Below are 19,137 nucleotides of genomic sequence, written 5' to 3' on the forward strand. Positions count from 1 at the left end.
ACGGCGTCGGCCAGGCCGCCGGGCCCACGCTCGGCGGCGGCCTGGCCACCTGGTTCGGCTGGCACGCCGTGTTCTGGCCGGTCGTGCCGCTGTGCGCCGCCGCCGCGGCGCTGGCCGTCCGGTTCGTCCCGGCCGGGCGGCCCCGGCGCGTCCCGCTGGACCGGCGCGGCGCGGCCCTGCTCACCCTCGCCGCCGGGCTCGGCCTCGGCGCCACCTCCTCCGCCGCGACCCTCGGCGCGGCCTCGCCCCTCGTCTGGGGCGGCGTGCTCGCAGGCCTCCTCACCGCCGCCGCTTACGCCGCGACCTCGCGCGGGCGGCCCGACGCGTTCCTGCCGCCGCGGCTGCTGCTGGAGACCCGCTACCTGCGCTCCTGCCTGAGCGTCCTCGCGCAGATGTTCTGCCTGGGCGCCACGCTGCTCGCCGTCCCCGTCTACCTGACCACCCAGCGGCAGGCCGGCACCCTCTACGCGGGGGCCGTCCTGCTGAGCCTGCCGGTCGTGATGTCGGTGCTGGGACCGGTCACGGGCGTCCTCATGGAACGGCTGTCGCCGCGCGCCGTGCTGCGCGGCGGCCTGCTCGTCCTCATCGCGGGCCAGGTCCTCGTCGCCGCGGTCCTCGCCGCGTCCGGGCCGGTCCCGTGGCTGCTCGCCGCGCTCGCCCTGACCGGCGCCGGCGTCGCGTTCGTCCAGACGCCCGCCGCGACCGGCGCCACCCGCTCGGACGCCGGCCGCCGCGGCGCCGGCCTCGGCCTGTTCAACCTGCTGCGCTTCGGCGGCTCCGCCCTCGGCGCCGCGTGGGTCGGGGCCGTGCTGGACCGGGCCCCCGCCTTCGGCGTCATGTTCGCGGTCTGCGCCGCGACCGCCGCGCTCGGGCTGCTGGCGTCCTTCGCCGGCCCCGACCCCGCCTGATCTGCCGGGAACCGGCGGTGCCTGATCTGCCGGAGAACCGGCGGTGCCTGATCTGCCGGGAACCGGCGGTGCCTGATCAGCCGGGCGCGGCGGCCGGCGGGGCCATCTCCTCGTCGAGGGCGCCGGTGACCGTGGTCAGCGTGTCGATGTGGTGCGCCAGCCAGAACATGAACTGCGCGTCCGCCGACCGGATGTCCATGCGCAGCGCGCGGGACGCCCGGTCGAGCTTGTAGAGCATCGTGTTGCGGTGCAGGCCGAGGTCGCGCGCCGCCGCGTTCAGGTTCCCCGACGTCCTGATGTAGGCGAGCACGATCCGCTCCAGGTCGCCGCCGTTCGCGCGGCGCAGCGGCGCCAGGGTCTCACGGGCGAACGACTTGGCCTCCGCGCTGCGCGCCACGTCCTTCAGCGCGGCGAACACCCGCAGGTCGTCGTAGCCGCAGACGGGCTCGGCGGCGGTGTGCCACGCGAGGCCCATCGTCAGCCGCGCCTCGTGGTACCCCGACGCGACCCCGGCGGCGCCCTGCCCCGGGCGGCCGTGCGCGACCCGCAGGTCGTCGCCGAGGTGCGGGCGCAGCGCCCGGTGCAGCCGCTCGGCGAACCGGGCGGCGTCCGCCCGCTGCCCGTTCGGGTCCGGCCGCGCCGGGACCTGCTGGATCACCACGATCGTCGAGCTGATCGCGGCGGTCAGCGCGCACCCGCCGGGTTCGAGGTTCTGCGCCGTCCGCGTCGCCGACACCGTCCGGCGCAGGTAGTCGCGGCCGACGGGCAGCAGCGACGCCGCCGCCACCACGTGCACGGCGAAGTGCCCGTCCACGTCGAACCCGTGGTGGCGGGCCCGCGCGCCCAGCTCGTGGGAGTCGGCGAACCGGCCGTGCACGAGCGCCTCGACGAAGTCGCCGCGCGCCCGCTCCTCGGCCGCCCGCACCGACCGCTGGCGCAGCATCTCCGACCCGACCAGCGTCGCGCCGTGCTCGGCGACCACGCGGTGCTGCGCCAGGTCGTGCGGGTCGGGCGGGCACGCCCGCTCCACCATCACCATCCGGCCGAACGCCTCCCCGCCCACCAGGACGGGCATGACGATCACGTGCACGGGAGGGCCGTCCGGGTCGGGCCGCAGGCGCGTCTCGGCGGCCTGCGCGTCCGGCCCGGGCTCCTCGGGCAGCGCGGCCAGCAGCGCGTCCGGGTCGATCGGCGCGGCGTCCGGCGCCTCCTCCCAGGCGAGGCGCTCGCCGTCCGCGTCGCAGATGAGGACGCCGCAGCGCGACAGCCCGACCACCGCGCGGGCCATGGCGGGCACCCCCGGGCCCCGCGCGAGGACCTCCGCGAGCGTGCGGTGCACCCGCGACCCGTACTCCAGGATGTGCGCGGACTGCGCCAGCGCCTTCTGCCCGACGAGCCGGCTCACCGCCCGGTAGTCGGCCTCCGCGGGCAGCGCCAGCAGCGGCACGCCCGCGGCCTCGGCGGCCCGCGCCGCCGCGTCGAGGTCGGAGTCGACGCCGGGCGGCCGCCACGCCAGCAGCGCGGCGGCGTCCCGCCGGACGAGGTCGCCCACCACGGCCGCCGCCTCCTCCGGCGCGGCCACCGCCGTCACCGGCAGATGGACGGCGACGCCGGCGAGGTCGCGGTCGGGGTCGCCGGCGCAGCGGCGGGTCTCCGAGAGCGGGAGGCACCAGCCGACGCCGCGCTCCAGCCCCGCCCGTCCGGCGACGAGCGTCCCGCGCAGCAGCGGCTCTGCCAGCAGCGCCCCGACGGGCAGATGCCCGCCGGCGGTCGTGACGATCGCAGGGTGATGTGCCATGTGCCCACATCCCGTCGGGTTCGTTCGGCGAAGTGTACATAGCCCCGATGGACGCGGTCCTTCGAGACTGACGGGGTGGGAAGAGGTACGTGGCGGACGGCGTGACCTGGAGAAACCGTCCCTCACATCCTGCTTTACCGACCTGAATAGGGCAATACCCCTCTGGAGGCCCCGTGCACACCGTCCACCGGCTCACCCTGGAAGACGCCCTCGTCATGCTCACCGCCGCCGAGGCGGAGGCGCGCCGCATCGGCGTCAAGCAGACGATCTGCATCGCCGACGACGGCGCGCACCCGATCGCGGTCCACCGCATGACGGGCGCCCGCCTCACCGGCGTGGACATCGCCATCGCCAAGGCGTTCACCGCCGCCGGCCACCAGCGCGACACCCACACGTTCAACGAGCCGCCCAACGGCCCCGCCCTCCCGGGCAACGAGGCCTTCGGCATCAACCAGATGCACCCGGGCAAGTTCGCCATCTTCGTGGGCGGCTTCCCCATCGTCCACGAGGGCGAGGTCGTCGGGGCCGTGGGCGTCAGCGGCGGCAACGGCGAGCAGGACAAGGCCGTGGGCGCCGCCGCCCTGAAAGCCTTCAGGGAAAAAGTGGCTGTATAGGATTGCTTTTCTCTCCTCCGCCAGGCCCGACGGAGGAGAAAAAGGCATTCAACACAGCCGTTCGTAGGTTGCCGCGGCCGCCAGGGTGAGCAGGTCCTCGTGTCTGCGGGCGACCATCTGGAGGCCGGTGGGGGTGCCGCCTGCCCGGCCTGCGGGGACGGAGATCGCCGGGTGGCCTGAGAGGTTGAAGGGGAAGGTGACGGCCAGGGCTCCCCAGTGGTCCACCGGGCGGCCCGCTATCTCGGTCGGCATCGGGCCCTCGGCCGGGAACGCCGGTGCCTGGGTGGCCGGGGTGAGCAGGAGGTCGAAGCGGGCGAAGCCCTCGGCGAGTGCGGCCACCAGGCGGGCGCGGGCCTCGTGGGCGTCGACGAGCGCGTCGGCGTCCAGGGCGCGTGCGGCGTCGCCGTAGCGGCGGACCGTGGGGTGGACGGACTCCAGGCGGTCGGCCGGGGCGTCGCGGAGTTCGGCGTGGACGTCCGGAACCGACAGCGTCCGGAAGGCGGCCCCGCAGGACTCCAGCGTCAGGTCGGCGGGGACCTGGCGGGCGCCGGTTCCGGCGATGAACGTCTTGGCCGCGTCCTCCACGACGGCGGCCACCTCCGGGTCGCAGGGCGCGTAGCCGAGGTCGGGCGACCAGGCGACCCGGAGGCCGCTCAGGTCGATGCCGTCGAGGGACGTCTCGAAGGGCGCGGCGGGGGCGGGCAGGGAGGCGCGGTCGTACTCGTCCGTCCCGCAGACGCAGTCCAGGAAGCGGGCCGTTTCGCGCACCGTGCGGGTGAGGACGCCGTAGTGGTCGTTCTCGGCCGTGCCCCGGTGCCGGGGCCCGCGGGGGACGCGCCCGTAGGTCCCCTTGAATCCGACCAGCCCGCAGTAGGAGGCGGGGATGCGGAGCGAGCCGGCGCCGTCCGTGCCCGTCCCGAGTGGGACCATCCCGGCGGCCACGGCCGCCGCGGATCCGCCGCTCGACCCGCCCGGCGTCAGCTCCGGGGCGTGGGGGTTGCGGGTCACGCCGTGCAGGGCGGACGCGGTGAACGACGCGCGCCCGAACTCCGGCGACGCGGTGAGCCCGACGGGGACCGCCCCGGCCGCCATCGCTCGCGCCACCATCGTGGAGGTGTGGTCGGCGATCCGGCCGGCGTGCAGGACGCTGCCCATCGCGTACGGCCATCCGGCCACCGCGTGCAGCTCCTTCACCGCGAGCGGCACCCCGGCCAGCGGCCCGGGGTCCGCGCCGCGCGCCACCGCCGCGTCGATGGCCCGGGCGCGGGCGAGCGCGCCTTCGGCGTCCACGTGGACGAACGCGCCGACGGCGCCGTCCGAGCGCTCGATCCGCGCGAGGGCCTCCGCCACCGCCTCGCGTGCCGAGAGCCGTCCGGCGCGGACCTCCTCCGCCAGCTCGACCGCGTTCACAGCGCCACCGCCGCGACCGCCGTCGCCACCACCAGGCCCGCCACGACCGGGAGGAACAGGCGTCGCGCCAGGTCGATGACGGAGACGCCGGTCAGGCCCGCGACGACGATCAGCGAAGACCAGATGACGAGGGTGCCGCCGCCGGTCCAGCTCGCGCCGTTCTGGGCGATGGCCGCGAGCGTCGCCGGGTCCGCGCCCGCGCTGTGGCCGAGCTCCCCGGCGAGCGAGCCGGTGAACGGCAGCCCCGGCCAGCCGTTGCCGTCCAGGCCGATCACCATGCCGACGAGCAGCATCGCGAAGGAGGCGAACACCGGGACGTGCGGGATGTGCGGCTGGACCTTGGCGATCGCGTCCAGCAGGAGCGCCGGGCCCTGCTCGCCGTCCGGCAGCCCGAGGATCTGCCCCGAGTAGTCGGAGAGCCCGACGTAGACGAACCCGGCGATCGGGATGACCACCCCCATCGTGCGGAACGCGAACGCGATGCCCTCGGTGAAATGGTCGGCGCAGTCCTGCAGCCAGGTCCGCCGGTTCGCGATGACGCAGATGGCGACGAGCGCGAGCGACGCCGTCCCGCCCACCAGCGGGGCCCCCGCGCCGTCGTCGATGTCGGGGACGAGGGAGGTGAACCGGCCGAGCAGCATCACCACCAGGAGCGCGGCGAACGCCAGCGGGACGGCGAACGCCACGAGCCGCGTCCGGCCTGAGGGAGCCTCCGCGTCACCGTGACCGTCGCCGCCGGTGGCGGTCAGGGTCGCGGTGCCGCCGCCGGAGGGCTCGGCGCTCACCGCCTGCGTCCCGTCGTCTCCGGCCGCCGCGTGCGCGGAGCCCTCGCCGACCGCCGCCAGGTCGACCGCCTCCGCCTCGGCCTCCGCCGGGTCCAGCAGCCTGCCGCGCACGTCGCGCAGGTAGCAGAAGGCCAGCGCGACCACGCCCGCGATCAGCGAGATGACCAGCGCGCGGCCGGCGATGGCGTCCGCGGGGACCTTGGCCCCCTGCGCGGACAGCCCGGACGCGACGCCCATGACGTAGTCGGAGCTGAGCGCCATGCCCTGCCCGGTGATGGCGATCGCGATGGCGGCGGCCATCGGCGGCAGCCCGACCCGGACGGCCGCGGGGAGCAGGATCGCGGCGATCAGCGGCAGTACCGGCGTCGGCCAGAACGACATCGACAACAGGTAGGTGACGACGGCGAGCACGAGGTAGGCGACGTGCCCGTTGCGGACGAGCCGCTGGAGGGGCCGCACCATCATCAGGTCGGAGCCGAGGGTGCGCATGGCGCCGAGCATCGCCGTCACCACCGCGATGATGACGAAGATCGGCAGCAGTTCCTTCGCGGCGGTGATGGCGGCGTTGAACACCGCGCCGAGGCCGGTCGTGACGCTCCCGCTGTACACGAGGGCGGTGAGGAACGTTCCAAGGAGGGCGAGGGCGACGACGTTCCTCCGCGCGACCACCGTCGCGATGAGGGCGGCCAGGCCGAGCAGGTAGATCCAGTGGGCAGGGGACAACGCGTACCTCCCACCTCCGGGACGCGGTGGGTCCGCGTCCGTGCACGAGGGTTCTGGTGAATGTGCACGATGCCTCCCGGCGGGAGCAATGACGAAACCGCACAGCGCGGGGGCCGTGGATTGTGCAGGGTGTCGCCGTGCGGGGGCGCCGCTCCGGTGGTCTTTCTCTCTGGCGACATGCGTGCGTTGTGGTCAGAACGGTCCCGCTGATCTGTTCCAATGAACTGTTGTGCCGTCTGCTTCCTACCGTCTCGTGCGACGCGCGGGTCCCGCGCGGAGCGTCCCGCCCGTGCTCGACGAGCAGCAGCGGCGGGTGGTCGAGCATGCCGGCGGGCCGATGCTCGTGCTGGCGGGGCCGGGCACCGGGAAGACGACGACGATCGTCGAGGCGGTCGTCGACCGCATCGAGAACCGCGGCGTCGACCCCGAGCGCGTGCTCGTCCTGACGTTCAGCCGCAAGGCGGCGGGGGAGCTGCGGGAGCGCATCACCGGCCGCCTGCACCGGACCACGCGGACGCCCCTGGCGCTCACCTTCCACAGCTACGCGTACGCGCTGATCCGGCGGGACGCCGTGCTGAACGAGGAGCCGGCGCCCCGGCTGCTGTCCGGTCCGGAGCAGCTGCTGGAGGTGCGGCGGCTGCTGGAGGGCGAGCTCGCGGACGGCGCCCGCGACTGGCCGGAGCGCCTGAGGGCCGCGCTGGCGACGCGGGGGTTCGCCGAGGAGCTGCGCGACTTCGCCCTGCGCGCGGTCGAGCGGCAGTACGCCGCGGAAGACCTCGCCGCTCTCGGACGCCTGCGGGGCCGCGACGACTGGGCCGCCGTCGGCGGGTTCATGGAGCGGTACGTCGACCGGTTCCTGCTCGACCCCGTCCCCACCTACGACTACGGCGAGCTGATCCACATGGCCGCGGGCATGCTCGCGGACGAGGAGGTGCGGATCCGGGAGCGCGACGCCTACGACGCCGTGTTCGTGGACGAGTACCAGGACACCGACCCCGCGCAGGAGGCCCTCCTGCACCATCTCGCGGGCGAGGGGCGCGACCTGGTCGTGGTCGGCGACCCGGACCAGTCGATCTACGGGTTCCGGGGCGCCGACGTGCGCGGCATCCAGGAGTTCCCGGACCGCTTCCGCACCCTGGGCGGCGACCCGGCGCCCGTGGTGGCGCTGCGGACGTGCCGCCGGATGGGGCCCGAGATCCTCACCGCCTCGCGCCGCATCGCGCGGCGGCTGCCCGCCGGGTCGGCGGGCGCCGCCGAGCACCGCGCGCTGCGGCCGGTGGAGGAACTGGACGAGGGCGAGGTGCGCGCGGTCATCGCCGACTCCGAGAGCCAGGAGTCCGCGCTGGTGGCCGACGAGCTGCGCCGCGCCCACCTGCTCGACGGGGTGCCGTGGTCGCGGATGGCGGTCCTGGTGCGCAGCGCCGTGCGGCAGGTCCCGGTGCTGCGGCGGGCGCTCGCCCAGGCCGGGGTGCCGGTGGTGGTCGCCGGCGACGAGGTGCCGCTGGTGGGGGAGCCCGCCGTCCGCCCGTTCCTCGTCCTGCTGCGGGCGGCGCTGAAGAAGGGCTTCCTGGACGAGGTCGTGGCCGAGGACCTCCTGACCGGGCCGCTGGGCGGCGCCGACGCGCTCGCCATGCGCCGCCTCAAGCGCGCCCTGCGCGATCTGGAGGAGCTGTCGGGCGGGCAGCGCCCACTGGGGGAGCTCCTGGTCGCGGCGGTGAACGACCCCCGCGAGCTGGTTCTGGTCCACGAGAGGGTCCGCGCCCCGGCGGAGCGGATCGCGAACCTGATCGAGGTGGCGCGGCGGAGCGTGCACGACGGCGGCACCGCCGAGGACGTGCTGTGGGCCGTCTGGCAGGAGAGCGGCCAGGCCGACGTGCTGCTGGAGCAGAGCGTCAAGGGCGGGACGCGCGGCGCGGCGGCCGACCGCGACCTCGACGCCGTGGTGGCGCTGTTCGACCATGCCGCGCGGTTCGTCGACCGGCTTCCCCAGGCGGGGCCCGAGCTGTTCGTCGACAACATCGCGTCCCAGGAGATCGCCGGGGACACGCTGGCCGAGCAGGCGCCCGAGGGCGAGGCGGTCCGGATCCTCACCGCGCACCGCTCCAAGGGCCTGGAGTGGGACGTGGTCGTCGTCGCCGGCGTCCAGGAGGGCGTGTGGCCCGACGTCCGGCTGCGCGGGTCGCTGCTCGGCGTCGAGGAGCTGGTCGAGCACGCGGCCGGGGCCGAGCCCGACGGGGACGCCGCCGCCGGCGCCTCGATGGCCGCCAAGATGCTCGACGAGGAGCGGCGCCTGTTCTACGTGGCGGTCACGCGGGCGCGCCGGCGGCTCGTGGTGACGGCCGTCGGCGGCGACGACACCGAGGAGCGCCCGTCCCGCTTCCTGAACGAGCTGCTCCCCGGCGCGATCGAGCAGTCGCAGCTGGACGAGAAGACCCGCTGGCTGTCGCTGTCCGCGCTGGTGGCCGACCTGCGTTCCGTCGTCGGCGACCCGGCCCGGCCGGAACCGCTGCGGCGCGCGGCGGCCGGGCACCTGGCCCGCCTGGCGCGCGCGGGCGTGCGCGGCGCGCGGCCGGAGAACTGGTACGCGATCACCGCGCTGTCCGACGGCGGGCCCGCGTTCGCCGAGGACGAGCCCATCACGATCTCGCCGTCCCAGGTCGAGGCGTTCACCACGTGCGGGCTGCGCTGGCTGCTCGCCTCGGCGGTCGGCGCCCAGGAGGGCGGGCCCAACGAGTACAGCACCATGGGCAAGGTCGTCCACGCCGTCGCCGAGATGGCGGGCGCGGACGACGGCGTCGACGAGGTCCACGTCGCCCAGCGGCTCGACGAGATCTGGAAGGACCTGGAGTTCCGCAGCTCGTGGTATTCGGAGAAGCAGCGCGAGCAGGCCGCGAGGATGGTCGACAAGTTCCTCGCCTGGCACCGCGACAACCCCAACGAGGTCGTCGCGCTGGAGGAGTCGTTCAAGGTCGACCTCGGCCGCGTCGTCATCAAGGGCCGCATCGACCGCGCGGAACGCGACGACCAGGGCCGCGCGGTCATCATCGACATCAAGACCTCCTCGACCGCCGTCCCGAAGGACGAGCTGGCCCGGCACCCCCAGCTCGGCGTGTACCAGTACGCGGTGATGCTCGGCGCGTTCGAGCGGCACGGGCTGATCGAGCCGGGCGGCGCGAAGCTGATCCAGGTCGGCAAGGCCGCGTTCACGGCGAAGGCGCGCGAGCAGGAGCAGCCCCCGCCCGCCGAGGACGCCGACCCCGAGTGGCCGAAGAGGCTCGTCGAGATCGTCGCCACGGGGATGGCCGGCGACGTCTTCCAGGCCAGGGCGAACGACAAGTGTCGCACCTGTCCCGTACGCTCCTGCTGCCCCGTCCATGACGAGGGCGGGCAGGTGGGTGACTGACTAGCTCGGGGGGAGCGAGGTGATCACGCCGGGAGAGCTGGCCCGGCTGCTGGAGATCCCGGCGCCGACGGAGGAGCAGGCCCGGGTGATCGAGGCGCCGATGGCGCCGATGGCGGTGATAGCCGGCGCCGGGTCGGGCAAGAGCGAGACGATGGCCGCCCGGGTGGTGTGGCTGGTCGCGAACGGCTTCGTCCGGCCGGAGCGCGTCCTCGGGCTGACCTTCACCCGCAAGGCCGCCGCCGAGCTCGGCGTGCGCGTGCGCAAGCGGCTCGACCGGCTCCGCGAGGTCCTGCCGGGCGACGAGCTGGAGCGGCTGGGCGGCGAGGCCCTGTTCGACGGCGAGCCGATGGTGTCCACGTACCACTCGTACGCGGCGCGGCTCTTCGGCGACCACGCCCTGCGCGAGGCCCTCGAACCCACGATGCGGCTGATCTCCCCGGCCGTCGCCTGGCAGATCTGCTCCCGGGTGGTGGACGCCTACCACGGCCCCATGGACCGGATCGACTGGCAGCCCGACACCGTCACCAAGGCCGTCATGGAGCTCTCAGGCGACCTGTCGGAGCACCTGCGCACGGCCGAGGACGTCCGCAAGGTCGGCGCGTGGCTCGACGAGCGGCTCGCCGTGGTGAAGAAGCCGCTCAAGGCGCAGCGCGACATCCTCGCCAAGCACGCCGTCCGCGAGCAGCTCATGCCGCTCGTCGAGGCGTACGGGCGCGCGAAGGCCGACCGCGAGGTCATCGACCACGGCGACCAGATGGCCCTGGCGGCCCGCATCGCCCACAGGCATCCCGAGGTCGGGATGATCGAGCGGTCCCGGTTCTCCGTCGTCCTGCTCGACGAGTACCAGGACACCAGCCAGGCGCAGCTCGTCCTGCTCAAGTCGCTGTTCGCGGGCGGGCATCCCGTGACGGCCGTCGGCGACCCGTGCCAGTCCATCTACGGGTGGCGCGGCGCGAGCGCCGGGAACCTGCTGCGCTTCGCCTACGACTTCCCCTCGCAGCCCGCGGCGGCCCCCGGCGGACGTCCCGTGGCGGCTCCGGTCGTCCAGCTCAGCCGCTCGTTCCGCAACGGCGAGCAGATCCTGGAGGCGGCGGCCAGGGTGCAGGAGGAGCTGCGCGCCGAGACGAAGGCCGTGCCCCGCCTCGTCCCGGGCGCCGGGCGCGAGGGGCGCGGCCGCGTCGAATGCGCCCTCTTCCCCACCGTCGAGGACGAGGCCGACCGCATCGCCGCGCGCATCGCCGGGCTCATGGCCGCCGACCCCGGGGCCGCCCCGGACGGCGGCCCCCAGACCGAGCCGCTCCGCTACTCCGACGTCGCCGTCCTCGCCCGCAAGCGGTCCCAGTTCCCGCTGATCAGGCGGGCCCTGGAGGCGCGCGGGATCCCGGTCGAGGTGGTCGGGCTCGGCGGCCTGCTCACCGTCCCGGAGGTGCAGGACGTCGTCGCCACGCTGCGCGTCATGCACGACCCGACCGCCGGCGCGTCCCTCGCCCGCCTGCTCACCGGCCCGCGCTGGCGCCTCGGCCCCCGCGACCTCGTCGCCCTCGGCCGCCGGGCCCGCGCCCTGGCCCAGGAGACGGCCCGCGACATCACCCGCCCCGAACCCGCCGCCGCGCCCGAGGAGGACCCTGGCCCCGCGCCCGGCGTCGCCGAGTCCGGCGCCGCGCCCCGCGAAGAGGCCGGCCCCTCGTTCGACATGACGTCCGCCTCCGACATCGCGCCTGGTGAGGGGGGCGAGGAAGGCGCCGGGGACGATCCCCTGCGGCAGCTCGTCAGCGAGCTGAACCAGGAGACCGGCAGCCTCGTCGACGCGCTCGACGACCTCGGCCCGCCCGACGCGTTCTCGCCCGAGGGCCACGGGCGCCTGCGCCGCCTCCGCGACGAGCTGCGCGCCCTGCGCGGACAGGTCGGGCTGCCGCTTCCCGACCTGGTCAACGAGGTCGAGCGCACGCTCGGCCTCGACATCGAGGTCGCGGCGCGGTCCGGGCTCGACCCCGTCACCGCCCGCGCCGACCTCGACGCGTTCATCGACGCCGCCGCCACCTTCGCGGGCGACGCCGAAGACCCGACGCTCGGCGCGTTCCTCGCCTACCTCAAGGCCGCCGAGACCGAGGAGTTCGGGCTGGAGGCCGGGCGGGTCGGGGAGACCGACAGCGTCAAGCTCCTTACCGTGCACGCCTCCAAGGGCCTGGAATGGCCGGTCGTCGTCGTCCCCGGGCTGGCCTACACGCCGCAGAAGAACGGATCCCCCGCCAAGGGGTCGATCTTCCCTTCGCCGCCGCAGAACGCCACCCGCTGGACGGCGAACCCGCGCGTCCTGCCGTTCATGCTGCGCGGCGACCGGGCCGACCTGCCCGCGCTGACCGGGCTGGAGAAGGACGACCTCTCCGCCTTCGACCAGGCGTGCTCCGAGCGCGACCTGCGGGAGGAGCGGCGGCTCGCGTACGTCGCGGTCACCCGCGCGTCCAGCCTGCTGATCACCACCGGGTACTGGTGGGGGTCCTCGGGGCGGCCGCTCGGCCCGTCGCCGTTCCTGGAGGAGGTGCGGGCGGTGTGCCTCGCCGGGGCCGGGTCCGTCGCCGTGTGGGCCGACCCGCCGGAGGAGGGCGCCGCCAACCCGCTGCTCGCCGACCCCGACGAGGCGCAGTGGCCCGTCGCGCCGGGGGAGCGGGGCCGGTCCGACCTGTCGGCGCGGGCGCGCTACGAGGCGGTCGTGGAGGGCGCCCGCATGGTCGAGGACGAGATGGCCGGGCGCACCCGCCACTGGGCCGGGGACGCCGGGCTGTCCGACGCCGACCGGGGGCGCATGACGGCGTGGGCGCGCGACGTCGAGCTGCTGCTCGCCGAGCGCGACCGGGGGCGCGGGGGCGACGGCCTGCTCGTCGAGCTTCCCGCGCACCTGTCGGTGTCGTCGCTGGTGTCGCTGGCCCGCGACCCGGTGGCGCTCGCGCGGCAGATCCGCCGTCCCATGCCGCGCCCGCCCGCCCCGTACGCTCGGCGCGGCACCGCCTTCCACGCCTGGCTGGAGGGCCGCTGGGGGCAGCAGCGCCTCCTCGACCCCGACGAGCTGCCCGGCGCCGCCGACGAGGGCGCCGCCGACGACGCGCACCTGGCGACGCTGCGCGAGCGCTTCGAGCGGTCGGAGTGGGCGGCGCGCGAGCCGCTCGACATCGAGGTGCCGTTCGAGACCGTCATCGGCGACCGGCTGGTCCGGGGCCGGATGGACGCCGTGTTCCGGTCCCGGGACGGCGGGTACGAGGTCGTCGACTGGAAGACCGGCTCCCCGCCGCGCGGGGACGAGGCCCGGTTCGCCGCCGTGCAGCTCGCCGCGTACCGGCTGGCGTGGGCCGAGCTCGCCGGGGTGGGGGTCGATCGGGTCAGCGCCGCGTTCCACTACGTCTCCGCCGAGGTCACGGTCCGTCCCGCGGACCTGCTCGACGCCGCCGGGCTCGCGGCGCTGCTGGACGGCGTCCCCGCCGCCTGAGGGTTTCGCCGCCGCCCCCTGTTCACCGTGCGTGGTTTCGGGGATGATCCGGGCAACCATCCGAGGAGGCGACGTGTCGGTGACCCATGACGAGAAGGTGGTACGGGAGTTCTCCAAGCAGGCGGCCGGGTTCTCCGACCCGAGGCTGAACGCGGCCTTCACCCGCCACCTGGACCGGCTCGTCCGGTTCATGGACCCCGAGCTCGACCTGGAGGACGTCGTGCTGGAGGTCGCCGCGGGGACCGGGATGGTGGCCCGCGCGATCGCCCGCCGCGTCCGGCACGTGACGGCGCTGGACCTCACGCCCGCGATGCTCGCCGAGGGCAAGCGCGACGCCGACCACGCCGGCCTCACCAACGTCACCTTCGCGCACGGCGACGCCACCGCCCTGCCCTACCTCGACCGGTCGTTCACCCTCGTGGTCACCCGCTTCTCATTGCACCAGGTCGCCGACCCGGAGGCCGTCGTGCGGGAGATGGCCCGGGTCAGCCGCCCCGGCGCGGCGCTGATCATCGCCGACCTGGTCCGGCCCGAGGGGCTGGACGGCGACCCCGACCGCATCGAGCGCCTCCGCGACCCCTCGCACGGCGAGGCCCTCACCGAGGCGCGGATCGCCGAGCTCGTGGCGGCGGCGGGCGCGGAGGTCAAGCGCGCCGACCGGTTCGACCACACCCGCCCGCTGGACCCGTGGCTGGAGTTCTCGCACACCCCCTCCGACACCGCGGAGCAGATCAGGCGGGAGCTGCGGGACGAGCTGGCGGGCGGCCCCGCGACCGGCATGCGCCCGAGCATGGTCGACGGCGTCCTGCACTTCACGCACTCCTACGTCTTCCAGCAGGCCATCGCCGGGTAGACGTTTTTTCGAGCAAACTTTCGACGCGTGTGACGCGTGTGGTCTATGTTGTCGAACATGGGTTCTAGCACCGCGCGTGCTCTCGACCGCGAGCCGGCCGCGCTGGCGATGCGCATCGGCGTGGTCGCGGCCGAGGCCGCCCTCGCCACCTTCGCCCGCAACCTCGACCTGGACGACCTTGAGGACGGCGTCGACTTCCAGGGCGCCATCGGGCCCGCCGAGTGGCCGGTGTTCTCCCTGGTCATCGACACCCTCGCCGAGGCCGGGCCGGGCGACTTCCGGACGCTGGACGAGCGCCGCGCCGACGCCCTCAACGACCTCGCCCGCATCTGCATGGCCGCCAAGCGGAGCGCCGGCGCCGCCTGACCCTCGGGACGGGGCACGCCCGGGACCTCGCGGCCCTGGGCCCGGGCGTTTCCCTCATCGGTCGCCGGCGGCCGGCCGCTTGACCTTGCCTGTGCTGGTGCGGGGCAGTTCCCGGACGAACCGGATGTCGCGCGGGACCTTGTACCGGGCCAGGTGCGCGCGCACGTACTCCTTGAGCTCGTCCTCGGTGACCGACGCCCCCTCGGTCCTGACGACGTGCGCGGCGAGCCGCTGCCCGAACCTCTCGTCGTCCACCCCGGTCACCGACGCCTCCGCGACGTCCGGGTGGCCGCCGAGGAGGTCCTCCACCTCGGCGGGGAACACGTTCTCCCCACCCGAGACGATCATGTCGTCGGCGCGGCCGTCGATGAACAGCCGTCCCGCCGCGTCGAAGTGCCCGAGGTCGCCGGTGCCGGTCAGGCCGTCCCGCGTCCGCCTGCCGCCGCCCCCCGTGTACCCGGCGAACCGCAGGCCGCCGCCGGTGTAGACCTCCCCGGTCTCGCCGGCGGGCAGCTCCCGCCCGTCCTCCCCGAGCACCTTGATCGTGAGCCGGAAGGACGGCCTGCCGACCGTGCCGGGCGCGGCCCGCAGGTCCTCGGGCGTGGCGATCGTGGCCCACCCGGTCTCGGTCGCGCCGTACACGTTGACGAGCACGTCGCCGAACGCGTCCATGAACGCCTCGGACAGGTGCGGGTGCAGCGCCGCCCCGCCGCAGACGACCGCCCGCAGCGCCGGGGTCGGCGGCGCGTCCCGCACGTCCAGGATCCGCTGGAGCATCACCGGCACCGCCACGAGCGCCTCCGCCCGGCAGTCCGCGATCGTCTCCAGCACCTGCCGGGGCTCGAAGCGGCGGGACAGGACGAGCGGCATCCCCATGGCGAGCCCGACCGTGGTGTAGGCGAAGCCGAGCAGGTGGAAGAGCGGGGGCCCGATGACGATCGGCGCGCCCGACCGGACGGGGACGCGCATCAGGTGGCTCAGGGCCGCGGGCAGCAGCGACGAGGCGGACAGGTCGTGCCGCGCCCCCTTGGGCGTGCCGGTCGTCCCGGACGTCATCAGGACCACCCGGCTCGCCCGCTCGGGCTTGACGGGCTCGGGAGCGGTCTCCGCGACGAGCGAGTCGAGCGCCCCGCCGCCGTCGGCCCAGGCGACGACCCGTTCCCCGCCGAACCCCGACTCCTCGACGGCCGGCCCGAACTCCTCGTCATGGACGAGGAGTTCGATCTCCTCGCGTTCGACGACCTGGCCCAGTTGCCTGCCGGAGAAGTCGGTGTTCAGCAGCACGACGTCGTTGCCGAGCCGCGTCGCCGCGAGAACCGTCTCGACGAACCCCCGGTGATTGCGGCACAGGATCCCGATCTTCCCGTCGCCCGCACGGCCGGCGAGCGCCGTGGCGAGCGACGCGGCCCGCCGTTCGAGCTCCGCGTAGGTCAGCGCCCCGCGCTCGTCGATGAGGGCCGTCCGGTCGGGGAACCGCAGCGCGGCCATCGCGCCGAGCGTCGCGGGGACGGGCCCGTACCGCGCGTACGGGAACAGCAGCCGCGCGGCCCGATCAGGCCGGACGGGCCGCACCAACCCGGCGTCCCGCACCGCCCGAGCCGCCTTGACTCCCGCCTCCGCAGCACCCCGCACCCGCTCAAGCAACAGCACGTCACTCCTCCGATGACCCGGCTTCGCTCCCCGCATACCCGGCTCTCGGCCGAGCAAAGGCCTCTTCTAGCGATGGCCAACGTCGAGTGTGCCGCAGGGCGACGTCGGTCAGGAGGGGAGATCCAGGGCCGCGGGCGGGTTGAAGCGGGACGGGACGGGGTCGCTCCACCGCAGCGGTGACGCTCCGGCCGTCTCGACGACGTCGGTGACGGTGAACTCGACCAGCCGTTCGGCGCCCGGCACCGCGGCTGCGCGCGCGGGGTCCCAGTCGGTGCGGGCGGTGCCGGTGAGCTGGAGGACGCCGCCGGTGCGCCAGTCGCAGAAGAGCAGTCCGGCCCGGGGCCGGACCTCCAGGTTGCCGAGCGTGTTGAACATGGCGTTGCCGGCGTAGTCCGGCCAGCGCAGCACGGTCGGCGACGGCGCGTGCACGAAGCCGGGAGCGCCGCCGCGGTGGGAGGCGTCGGCGTGGCCGTCGGGGCCGGCGGTGGCGATGAAGAAGGTGTCGGCGCCGGTGATCCACCGCTGCTGGTCGCCGGTCAGGGCGCGCGACCGGCGCGGCGCGGACGGCGTGGCCTGCTCCCAGCGGGGCTGCCGCTTCTGGATGTACTTGGGGCAGTTGGAGTACACCTGGTCGAGATCGACGCGCAGGCCGCGCGCGGTCGGGACGGCTCGGCCGTTCATCCGCATCCGGCGGTGCCGGGCCGGTTCGACGGCCAGCATGCCGACCGGGGCCGGTTCGGTGAGCCGGTCGTGCAGCGGGTCGCCGGGCGCGGGACGGGCGTCGATCGCGAGGGTGCGGTCGTCCTCGGCGTGCAGGAAGCCGGGCCGCCCGGTGAGCAGGGTGGCCCACATGCGTTCCCGGTCGTCGGCGGCGCCCAGGACCAGCATCGGCTGCTGGAGCAGGAACCCGCGCGCGACCTCGGGGACCTCCGCGCGGACGGCGCGGGAGGAGAACGCGCCCTGGTCCAGCAGCCCGGCGCGCCGCTGGGCGGCTCGTTCGCCTCGGTGGTAAACGTCGGCCGCCACGGCGGCCTCCTTTCGACGTGCCGGTCGGTCAGAAGAATCCGCAGGTGGGGGCCGCTCCGCTGGGCGCGGGTGCGGTGTCGGCGCCGGAGGGCGCGTAGATCTCCAGGCGGGTCCCGTCGGGGTCGGTGAAGAAGACGCCTCCGGAGGAGGCGCCCTCGCCGTGCGGGACGACGCCGTCGTGGGCGAACGCGGCGTCCAGGTCGCGCAGCACCTGCTCGGCGGCCCCGACCTCCTCGATCGTCTCGACCTGGAAGGACAGGTGGTGCAGGCCCGCCGAGCGGGTCGCGAAGACGGTGTCGCTCTGCTCCCACAGGGTCAGCACCAGCCGCCCGTCCCGGCCGAGGAAGGCCCAGCGGCGGCCAGGCTCGTCGCCCCGGGCCTGCACCTGGAGTCCGAAGACGCGCAGGTAGAAGGGCAAGGACCGATCCAGGTCGTTCACGTTCAGCCCCACGTGCCCCGTCTGCAGGGACTTGATGGCGACCGTCTCCATGACACACCTCGCAAACCCGGGCCGTCGCGCCCGGTCTCGATCTAACTGGCAAACTGAAGATAAGAGGTTAGAGGCGTGGCGTCAACCGGCTAAGGCGGGATAGGCGGGTAGAATCGAGGTGTGCAGCCGGAAGACGGAACCGCCAGGCGGGACGCCGCGGACCCTCGTCCGCTGGTCGGGGAGCCGCTCTGTCTCGACCTGCTCAACACCCGGTGGGTCGAGGACGGCGTCCGGCGCGACCTGCTCGACTCCACCGACGGCCTCGCCGTCTGGCTGCGGTCGGCCGGGCTGGACGGACGCGCGGCGGCCACCCGGGCGGCGCTCGACGCCGCCGTTCAGACCCGCGACATCCTTCTGACGCTCGTGGACGAGGGCCCGTCCCCGCAGGCGGTGGCCGCGCTCAACGGCGTCCTGGAACGCGGCGCGCTGCATCACCGGCTCGGGCCCGACGGCCCGGAGAGCCATCCGCGGACCGACGACCCGGCCTGGCTGCCGTCCTGGTCGGCCGCCGCCGACTACCTGCGCCTCATGGCCGACAGTCCCGAGCGGATCAAGCCCTGCGCGCATCCCAGCTGCGTGCTCCACTTCCACGACACGACCAAGAACGGCACCCGGCGCTGGTGCTCCATGGCGGTCTGCGGGAACCGGGCCAAGGCCGCCCGGCACTACGAGCGCGCGAAGACCGGACGTTAGGCGCGCGGCGGTGGAGCGGGCGTGCCCGGCCTGATCGAGTCGATCAGGGCGGTGCGCACGGCGTGGACGGCGGGGGAGCGCCAGCGGGAGGCCGGTTCGGCGAGCCAGAGGTGGTGCCGGGACAGGCCGGCGGGCAGGGGCAGCTCGACGAGCGCGCCGGCGGCGAGTTCGTCGGCGACCGTGACCGTGGGCAGCAGCGTGACGCCGAGGCCCGCCGCCGCGCAGCGCTTCGCCGTCTCGACGCCGCCGAAGCGGGGCGGGTCCGCCGCGGGGTCGGCGGCCTTGACGAGGGCGGCGAGCTCGTCGCTGTAGGAGCAGCCTTCCTCCAGGAGCAGGACGCCGGTCGCGGCCAGCTCCGCCGGGGTGGGGGGCCGGTCCTGGGGGAGGACCGTGGCCGCCGCCCCGACGAGAGACAGGGGCCGGGCGCCTAGGTCGACGAGGTCCGCCCCGGACGGGTCCGGCGAGGGGTCGAGGACGAGCGCGAGGTCGGCGCGGCGGTCGGCGAGGGCGGTGAGAGCGGTCCGCGTGTCGGCGGGGAACAGCGACAGGGTCACGTCCGGGAGCCGCGCCCGCAACCGGGGCAGGAGGGGCGCGAGCCAGTAGGCGCACACGGACTCCGGCGCCCGGACCCGCACCGGGCCGGACGGCTCGGTGGCGGCGGCGCCGACCTCGGCGAGCATGCGCTCCTGGAGGTCGAGGACGCCCCGGGCGTGCTCGGCGAGCAGCGAACCGGCGCGGGTGGGGGAGACGCCGCCGGGGCGGCGGTCGAGCAGCGGCGTCCCGGCGAGGCGCTCCAGCGCCTGGACGTGCGCGGTGACCGTGGACTGCACGAAGCCGAGCTCCGCCGCGGCGGCGGTCATCCCGCCGGTGCGCAGGACGGCCAGGAAGGTGGTGAGAAGGCGCGTGTCCATCGAGTTTCCCGATGTGCTCGATCAAT

Annotated in this window: 14 protein-coding genes; 7 read left to right on the top strand and 7 right to left on the bottom strand. The window is 75.0% G+C overall.

What is annotated here, in order from left to right:
* On the top strand, positions 1–908 hold a 908-nt coding region (locus tag ABWI04_RS06435), incomplete at its 5' end, for an MFS transporter (protein WP_353831741.1).
* Between the two features lie 76 nt (positions 909–984).
* On the opposite strand, the gene ABWI04_RS06440 is transcribed toward ABWI04_RS06435, so the two are convergent.
* On the bottom strand, positions 985–2,706 hold the full coding sequence (locus tag ABWI04_RS06440) for a PucR family transcriptional regulator (protein ID WP_353831742.1): 1,722 nt from the start codon (positions 2,704–2,706) through the stop codon (positions 985–987).
* Positions 2,707–2,879: 173 nt separating this feature from the next.
* Between ABWI04_RS06440 and ABWI04_RS06445 the strand changes: the two genes are divergently transcribed.
* Positions 2,880–3,320, top strand: coding sequence for a GlcG/HbpS family heme-binding protein (locus tag ABWI04_RS06445; protein WP_353831743.1), 441 nt, complete (start codon positions 2,880–2,882; stop codon positions 3,318–3,320).
* Positions 3,321–3,368: 48 nt separating this feature from the next.
* Here the strand turns inward: ABWI04_RS06445 and ABWI04_RS06450 are convergent, their stop codons facing one another.
* Together ABWI04_RS06450 and ABWI04_RS06455 are read right to left on the bottom strand one after the other, a co-directional pair.
* Positions 3,369–4,730 (bottom strand): amidase, encoded by a 1,362-nt coding sequence (locus ABWI04_RS06450; RefSeq protein ID WP_345184512.1) that lies wholly within the window; start codon positions 4,728–4,730, stop codon positions 3,369–3,371.
* Positions 4,727–6,238: a hypothetical protein gene (locus ABWI04_RS06455; protein ID WP_345184510.1), complete on the bottom strand. Its 1,512-nt coding sequence runs from the start codon at positions 6,236–6,238 to the stop codon at positions 4,727–4,729. Before ABWI04_RS06455 ends, ABWI04_RS06450 begins: the two co-directional genes overlap by 4 nt.
* Before the next feature lie 289 nt (positions 6,239–6,527).
* Here ABWI04_RS06455 and ABWI04_RS06460 point away from each other — a divergent pair, with 289 nt between their 5' ends.
* The 4 genes from ABWI04_RS06460 (at position 6,528) to ABWI04_RS06475 (ending at position 14,341) form a co-directional block, all read left to right on the top strand.
* On the top strand, positions 6,528–9,641 hold the full coding sequence (locus tag ABWI04_RS06460) for an ATP-dependent helicase (protein ID WP_353831744.1): 3,114 nt from the start codon (positions 6,528–6,530) through the stop codon (positions 9,639–9,641).
* A gap of 19 nt (positions 9,642–9,660) precedes the next feature.
* Positions 9,661–13,122, top strand: coding sequence for an ATP-dependent helicase (locus tag ABWI04_RS06465; protein WP_353831745.1), 3,462 nt, complete (start codon positions 9,661–9,663; stop codon positions 13,120–13,122).
* 73 nt (positions 13,123–13,195) lie between these two features.
* Positions 13,196–13,975, top strand: coding sequence for a class I SAM-dependent methyltransferase (locus ABWI04_RS06470; RefSeq protein WP_353831746.1), 780 nt, complete (start codon positions 13,196–13,198; stop codon positions 13,973–13,975).
* Positions 13,976–14,032: 57 nt separating this feature from the next.
* A complete protein-coding gene (locus ABWI04_RS06475) occupies positions 14,033–14,341 on the top strand; it encodes a hypothetical protein (protein ID WP_353831747.1) in 309 nt (102 codons plus the stop codon).
* Between the two features lie 54 nt (positions 14,342–14,395).
* Here ABWI04_RS06475 and ABWI04_RS06480 read toward each other — a convergent pair whose 3' ends face one another.
* The 3 genes from ABWI04_RS06480 to ABWI04_RS06490 form a co-directional block, all read right to left on the bottom strand.
* Positions 14,396–15,991: an AMP-binding protein gene (locus ABWI04_RS06480; RefSeq protein ID WP_353831748.1), complete on the bottom strand. Its 1,596-nt coding sequence runs from the start codon at positions 15,989–15,991 to the stop codon at positions 14,396–14,398.
* Positions 15,992–16,099: 108 nt separating this feature from the next.
* Positions 16,100–17,017, bottom strand: a complete 918-nt coding sequence (locus ABWI04_RS06485; RefSeq protein WP_353831749.1) for a pyridoxamine 5'-phosphate oxidase family protein — start codon at positions 17,015–17,017, stop codon at positions 16,100–16,102.
* Positions 17,018–17,045: 28 nt separating this feature from the next.
* A complete protein-coding gene (locus ABWI04_RS06490; RefSeq protein ID WP_353831750.1) occupies positions 17,046–17,507 on the bottom strand; it encodes a VOC family protein in 462 nt (153 codons plus the stop codon).
* 120 nt (positions 17,508–17,627) lie between these two features.
* On the opposite strand from ABWI04_RS06490, the gene ABWI04_RS06495 reads away from it, so the two are divergent.
* Entirely contained in the window at positions 17,628–18,200 is a 573-nt protein-coding gene (locus tag ABWI04_RS06495) for a CGNR zinc finger domain-containing protein (RefSeq protein ID WP_353831751.1), read from the top strand.
* Here the strand turns inward: ABWI04_RS06495 and ABWI04_RS06500 are convergent.
* Positions 18,197–19,111 carry a LysR family transcriptional regulator gene (locus ABWI04_RS06500; RefSeq protein ID WP_353831752.1) on the bottom strand — a complete coding sequence of 305 codons (915 nt, stop codon included), beginning with the start codon at positions 19,109–19,111 and terminating at the stop codon, positions 18,197–18,199. The genes ABWI04_RS06495 and ABWI04_RS06500 overlap by 4 nt on opposite strands.
* Between the last annotated feature and the right edge of the window lie 26 nt (positions 19,112–19,137).

The sequence above is a fragment of the Actinomadura sp. NPDC000929 genome (assembly GCF_040492065.1).
Lineage (GTDB): Bacteria > Actinomycetota > Actinomycetes > Streptosporangiales > Streptosporangiaceae > Spirillospora > Spirillospora verrucosospora.

Bases quoted from the DNA above. Each gene is read 5' to 3' on its own strand.
- ABWI04_RS06440 (WP_353831742.1), bottom strand. From the start codon at position 2,706: ATGGCACATCACCCTGCGATCGTCACGACCGCCGGCGGGCATCTGCCC.
- ABWI04_RS06475 (WP_353831747.1), top strand. From the start codon at position 14,033: ATGGGTTCTAGCACCGCGCGTGCTCTCGACCGCGAGCCGGCCGCGCTG.
- ABWI04_RS06490 (WP_353831750.1), bottom strand. From the start codon at position 17,507: ATGGAGACGGTCGCCATCAAGTCCCTGCAGACGGGGCACGTGGGGCTG.
- ABWI04_RS06500 (WP_353831752.1), bottom strand. From the start codon at position 19,111: ATGGACACGCGCCTTCTCACCACCTTCCTGGCCGTCCTGCGCACCGGC.